Source organism: Nocardioides sp. (assembly GCF_036401255.1).
Classification (GTDB): domain Bacteria; phylum Actinomycetota; class Actinomycetes; order Propionibacteriales; family Nocardioidaceae; genus Nocardioides.
Genome location: NZ_DASWVI010000252.1, coordinates 1 through 5,781 on the forward strand (window position 1 = coordinate 1; position 5,781 = coordinate 5,781).

At 72.1% G+C, this 5,781-nt stretch carries 6 protein-coding genes; 4 read left to right on the forward strand and 2 right to left on the reverse strand.

Annotated elements, in window-relative coordinates; all coding sequences use genetic code 11:
- A partial coding sequence (locus VGD85_RS11485; protein WP_331063576.1) for a DUF5666 domain-containing protein occupies window positions 1–864 on the reverse strand: 864 nt, incomplete at its 3' end.
- A gap of 201 nt (window positions 865–1,065) precedes the next feature.
- Window positions 1,066–1,392, reverse strand: coding sequence for a hypothetical protein (locus tag VGD85_RS11490; protein ID WP_331063577.1), 327 nt, complete (start codon window positions 1,390–1,392; stop codon window positions 1,066–1,068).
- Between the two features lie 537 nt (window positions 1,393–1,929).
- Here VGD85_RS11490 and VGD85_RS11495 point away from each other — a divergent pair.
- From VGD85_RS11495 to VGD85_RS11510, 4 genes are all read left to right on the forward strand, one after another.
- The gene (locus VGD85_RS11495) at window positions 1,930–3,030 is read left to right on the forward strand and encodes an ATP-dependent DNA ligase (protein WP_331063578.1); all 1,101 of its coding nucleotides are present in this window, start codon (window positions 1,930–1,932) and stop codon (window positions 3,028–3,030) included.
- Between the two features lie 37 nt (window positions 3,031–3,067).
- Window positions 3,068–3,637 (forward strand): hypothetical protein, encoded by a 570-nt coding sequence (locus VGD85_RS11500; protein ID WP_331063579.1) that lies wholly within the window; start codon window positions 3,068–3,070, stop codon window positions 3,635–3,637.
- A 4-nt stretch (window positions 3,638–3,641) separates the two neighbouring features.
- On the forward strand, window positions 3,642–4,601 hold the full coding sequence (locus tag VGD85_RS11505) for a hypothetical protein (RefSeq protein WP_331063580.1): 960 nt from the start codon (window positions 3,642–3,644) through the stop codon (window positions 4,599–4,601).
- Window positions 4,598–5,781: glycosyltransferase family 4 protein (locus tag VGD85_RS11510; RefSeq protein WP_331063581.1), on the forward strand; the 1,184-nt coding region annotated here is incomplete at its 3' end. The genes VGD85_RS11505 and VGD85_RS11510, both read left to right, overlap by 4 nt.

The following is a 5,781-nucleotide window of genomic DNA, read 5'->3' on the forward strand; positions in this document are numbered from 1 at the left end:
AGCCTGCAGGGTGCCGCCCGAGAGCGGGCCTTCTGCCTCGATGACGTCGCCACGCCGGACTGTGTCGAAGAACTGACTCCGGGAGACCTCGGTGCCGACGACCTTGTAGCGCGTGTCCGCGCCCGTGAGCACGGTCTGCCCGAGCCATGTCTTCAACTGGCCGCTCTCCGGGTCGATGTCCGTGGTCCGGCTCTTGATCTGCGGCTCGTCCTCACCCCCGATCTCGGCGGCGTACGCGTGGCCGTCGGACTCGCTGGTGGGGTCGTAGTTGACCTCGGCGATGTCGCCGGCCGTCGGGAGAGCGCCGTCCTCCAGCCGCGTGTCGTCGTCGTACCGGAACGTGCGCTCGCCGAGCGTGATGACGCCTTCCCCAACGGAAGCGACCTTGCCGATCACTTCCGGGTACTTGAGCTCGATCTCGGCCGCGTAGATGGATTGCCCGTCGGGGCGGCCCTTGACCTGTGCGCTCAGCCCGGCGCGGATGGCCGCGAAGAAGCGGCGGGCGTCCAGCTCGCGGCCGACCGCCTCGTACGTCGTGTCGTCGTCGATCTGCACGCGGTAGCCCAGCACGGTGAACGTGCGCTGGTTGGTGTTCACGTCGGCGACGGTGCCCGTTATCTCGACCTTGTCCTCGTCGGCCGGTAACGCTGCTGGACGCGTCATGGCCCAGTTGGGAGTGCTGGTCGGTTGGCCGGTCGCCGCCGACCCGGGATCGTCGGGCGCTGCGCTCGGTTGGCCGGTCGCCGCCGACCCGGGATCGTCGGGCGCTGCGCTCTGGCCTCCGCCACTACAGGCGGCCAACGTGATCGCGAGGGTGACCACTGCCACCGCGTTGGCACCCTTGTGGCGCGCGTAAAGCTTCATGCCATTACTCCTTGTCGTTGGAAAGATTCCCTGTTGATCTTGCCGCGCACGACGGATGCGTTCCATCCGGGATGCCCCTACATCCACCCTGAACGTGTCCGCCTCGTCGGTCAGGGTTCCGCTCACTGGTCGACCTCCTCGTGTCGGCGCTCCCCGATCGGGCGGCGTTGATGCACCCGTGCGCCGCCAGCGGGTTACGCCTCAACTGGTTCCCGGACCGTGTCGTCGATCAGCTCGCGGCCCTTCCAACGGCCGTTGATCGCGTAGCCGCCCTGCATCCACAGCCGGCGGGCCAGCCACTGAACATTGCGGTCGAAGTTGCTGCCGCGCAGGAAAGTCGGCCTCCTGCAGCGCCACCACTTCGGGGCCGGAGATTACGTTCTCGTGGGCCAAGGTCTCCAGGCAGCTGTTGGCGTGCTTGACGTTGTAAGGCAGCACGGTCAGCGTGCCGGTCTCCGGGGTGGTGTTGAAGACCGGGACGGTATCGCCGGGCAAGGCCTTGCCCACGTTGGCGGTCAGCCACGGCACCGGGTCAATGGGGTCCTCGTAGAAGGAGCCACCCTTGGGGGGACCTCGAAGTGCAGGTGTCAGCCGGAGCTGGTGCCCAGCGTGCCGATCTGCCCGGCCTGGAGCTGGTCGCCGGCGCCTACGGTGCCGGTCCCATATGGGCGTACCAGCTCGCCAGGGTGCCGGGCCTGCGGGTGAAGATCCGGACGAAGTCGGGGCACGCCAGCCGTGCTGGGCGGAGTCGAGCCCGACGTTGCCCGACGTACGGTCCTTAGTCGAGTGGCAATCGTGTTCATCCGCGACGTGGAGGAGCAGTAGCGTCTGCAATACGCCTCCACCGACCCCGGACCAAGTGGTTGGACGAGTACTGCGTGGACGACGCCGCCCTTCACACCCAGCTCTGCCAGCGAGCGCTGGTCGATCGCATAGTGTGCTGCTGGACATCACGACGCTAAACCGGAAGCAACGTCGGCAGCGGATTCGACCGCTTCGCCGTCGCTGGTGGTAGCAAGCCGAGACCCGCCCGACGCGAGCCGACCGCCGCCTATCGTGTCCTGTATGGACCTGCAAGTGATGCCGCCCGTGCTCCCGATGCTGGCCAAGCCGGTGTCGCTAGAGAAGGCGCTCTCGATGCTCCCGTACGTACAAATAGAACCAAAATGGGACGGGTTCCGGTGCATCGTGTTCAAGGACGGCGACGAGGTCGAGCTGGCCAGCCGCAACACCAAGCCGCTGACCCGCTACTTCCCCGAGGTGGTGGCCGCGATGCGCGAGCAGCTGCCGGCCCGGTGCGTGCTCGACGGCGAGATCTTCGTGGCGCTGGCCAACGACGACGGGGTCGAGCGGCTCGAGTTCGAGGTGCTCCAGGAGCGCATCCACCCGGCACAGTCCCGCATCGACATGCTGGCCGAGAAGACACCTGCGTCGTACGTCGCGTTCGACCTGCTCGCGCTCGGCGAGGAGTCGTACGCCGAGCGGCCGTTCGCGGAGCGGCGCGCCGCGCTCGAGCGGGCGCTGGCGGGGCTGGACGGGCCCTGCTTCCTCACCCGCACGACGACGGACACGGCCGAGGCCGAGGCGTGGTTCCACGAGTTCGAGGGCGCCGGCCTGGACGGCGTGGTCGCCAAGCCCCTGACCGCGGCGTACCAGCAGAACGCCCGGACCATGCTCAAGATCAAGCACGAGCGGACCGCGGACGTCGTGGTCGCGGGCTACCGGGAGCACAAGACCAGCACGCCCGAGAAGCCGCTGCTCGGCAGCCTGCTGCTCGGCCTCTACGCCGACGGCGAGCTCCAGCACATCGGGGTGAGCGCCAGCTTCACGGCCGCCCGCCGCGCCGAGCTGATCGCGGAGCTCCAGCCGCTCGTCGTACCGATCGAGGAGCACCCCTGGGGCAGGTGGACGGAGTTCCTGACCGCCAACCCCGACCGGGTGCCGGGCACGCAGAGCCGGTGGAGCCAGGGCAAGGACCTCTCGTTCACGCCGCTGCGCCCCGAGCGGGTGCTCGAGGTGGCCTACGACCACATGGAGGGCCGGCGGTTCCGCCACACCGCCCAGTTCCGGCGCTGGCGGCCCGACCGGGACCCCGAGTCCTGCGGCTACGAGCAACTCGACGAACCCGTTGGGTACGACCTCGCTAGGATCCTGAACGTCGACTGATGTCGACCGACCCGGCCGGCCGAGGAGGCAGCAGCAGATGTCCGAGAACCCGTCCGTGACCCCGGCTGAGGACTACGACGTCGTCCTCCTCGTCGAGCAGGCCCTGTCCGCCCAGGACGCCGCGCAGGTGCACTCGCTGCACGAGGGCCTCGAGGGGCCGGTGACCTACCACGTGCTGCTGCCGCTGGAGGACGCCGCGGCGCGCATCGAGTCCGCGATGGGCTCACTGACCGCCGGCGACATGCTGGCCGCGCCGACGATGCCGATGGGCGAGGTCGACCTCGACGCGGTCCGCAAGGACTGCGAGGAGCGTTCCAGCGCCGAGCTCGAGTCGACCCTCCAGGCGCTGCGCGCCAGCGGCGCCACGGCCCACGGCGAGATCGTCACCGCCCCCCCGATCGACGCGCTGGCCGCGAAGGTCGCGGCGGTCGACGGCCGCGAGGCGATCATCTTGACCCGGCCGCACGTGGTGGCCGAGTTCTTCCACCTCGACTGGACGTCCAAGGCCCGGCGCCGGCTCGGCGTGCCGATCCTGCACCTGCTCGAGCACGAGACCTTCGACGAGCAGGCCGAGGGGTTCGGCGACGAGGGCGTCACGGGGCTCTGAGCGCGTGAGGCTCTCCCCCGGCCGTCGGCGCGCCGCCGACGAGGCCCCGGCCGACGCGCCCCCGCCGCCACCCGGCCCGCCCCGTGGCGCACCGGTCGCGGCGTACGCCGGCATCCTCGACGGCCACACGCTCTGGCTCGCGCTCGAGCCGGTCGCGGGCACGATCGCGCTGCGCGACGCGGACGGCGAGGTGCACCCGCTGCGCAGCGACGTCCCCGAGGACGACCCGGCGTACCGGTCGGTGCGCGCCGACCTGCTCGACCTGCCCGGCGACGCCGAGGGCGGCTACGACGTGGTCGTCGACCGCGGCAGCGTGCGCTCGTCCCGCACGGTGTGGATCCCGCCGGGGATCGCGCCGTTCCCCCGCACCCGCCCCCGCATCCCCCCGGCTCCGGGCGGCCGCTGGCAGTTCGCGCTGGTGCGCACCGAGGAGGGGATGCTGCGCGTACGCCGCAGCCGGCCCGCGCCGGCCCTCGATGTGCTGGACCTCGCGGTCGACGAGACCGGCATCCGGGTCCGGTTCGAGCACACGGACGCGACCGAGCTGCGGCTGGTGCCCCCCGGGCCGAACCGCCCCGACGGCCCCGACGGCCCCGACCGCCCCGCGCTCGCGACCTACCCTGTCACCCGCGAGGACGACCACTGCGTCGCGGTGCTGACCGAGCCCGACCTGCCCGCCGGCACCGATCAGGTCGCCCAGGTGCTCGCCGGCGGCCTGCGGCTGCGCCGCCGGCGCAACGACCTCACCAACGCCCAGCAGGCGGTGCTGTTGCCGCTGCTCTCCGGGGACGACCCCGACGCCTCGCCGCTGCGGCTGCGCTGGTCGCCCGACGCGACGCTGGTCGCCCGGCTCGTCGAGGGCGGCGGCGAGCGCGAGCCCGACGACCGGGCTGACGACGAGCCCGACGACGAGGCCGACGACGGGACCGACGACGGGGCCGAGGGCAGCGAGGTGTCTCGATGAGGATCGCCTACCTCGTCGTCGACGTCGACGGCATGGGCGGCAGCGCGCGGTCGGCGATCACGCAGGCCAACGCCCTCGGCCCCGACCACGACGTCCGTCTGGTCAGCATCACCCGCACCGCCGACCGGCCGCACTTCGAGATCGACCCCCGCGTCACCGTCGAGCACCTCACCGACGTGCGCGAGGAGGTGCTCGCGGCCGACGACGCCGCCCGGGTGCTGCACGAGCGCGAGTCGCTGCTGGTGCCACCCCGGTGGGACGGGCAGTTCTCGGCGCTCACCGACGTGGCGATGGCCGAGGCGCTGCCCGCCCTCGACGCGGACGTCGTGGTGACCGTCGCCCCGGCGCTGCTCGCGGCCGCCGCACAGCTGGTGCCCGACCGGGCGATCCTCGTGCACCAGGAGCACCGCTCCTCGGCGTCCGACCGGGCCGCGGGCCTGGAGCCGCTCCTGGCGTTCGCCCCCCGCGCCGACGTCGTCGCGATGCTCACGCCGACGACCGCGGACTGGCTGCGCGACCAGCTCGGCGACCTCAGCCCCGAGGTCGTCGTGCTGCCCAACCCGCTCCCCCTCACCTTCACCCCCCGGTCCCGGCTCGACGGTCAGCTGATCGTCGCCGCGGGGCGGCTCGTGGTGGAGAAGCAGTTCCCCAAGCTGGTCCAGGCGTTCGCCGAGGTCGCCGACCGGCTGCCCGGCTGGCGGCTGCGCATCCTCGGCGACGGTCCCCAGCGCAACGAGCTGCGCCGCCAGGCCCGCAAGTACGGTCTCTACGACCGGGTCGAACTGCCCGGCAGCACCACCGACATGCCCAGCGAGTGGGCTCGGGCCAGCATCGCCGCGCTCACGTCCCGGTCCGAGGGCTTCCCGCTGGTCCTCCAGGAGGCGATGGCGGCCGGGGTGCCGGTGGCGAGCTTCGACTGCCCGACCGGCCCCCGCGAGATCGTCGAGCACGGCGTCAACGGCCTGCTGGTCACGCCGGAGTCGGTCGCCGGGATGGCCAGCGCCCTGCTGCGCCTCGCGTCCGACGACGACCTCCGCGCCCGGCTCGGCGCCGGCGCGCTGCACACCTCGCGGCGCTACGACGCCCGATCCCTGGCCGAGCAGTGGGTCGGGGTCTTCGCCGACGCCCGGGTCCGGCGCGGCACGCTCGGCCGGGTCGCCGCCCGGGTCGGTGCGGCCCG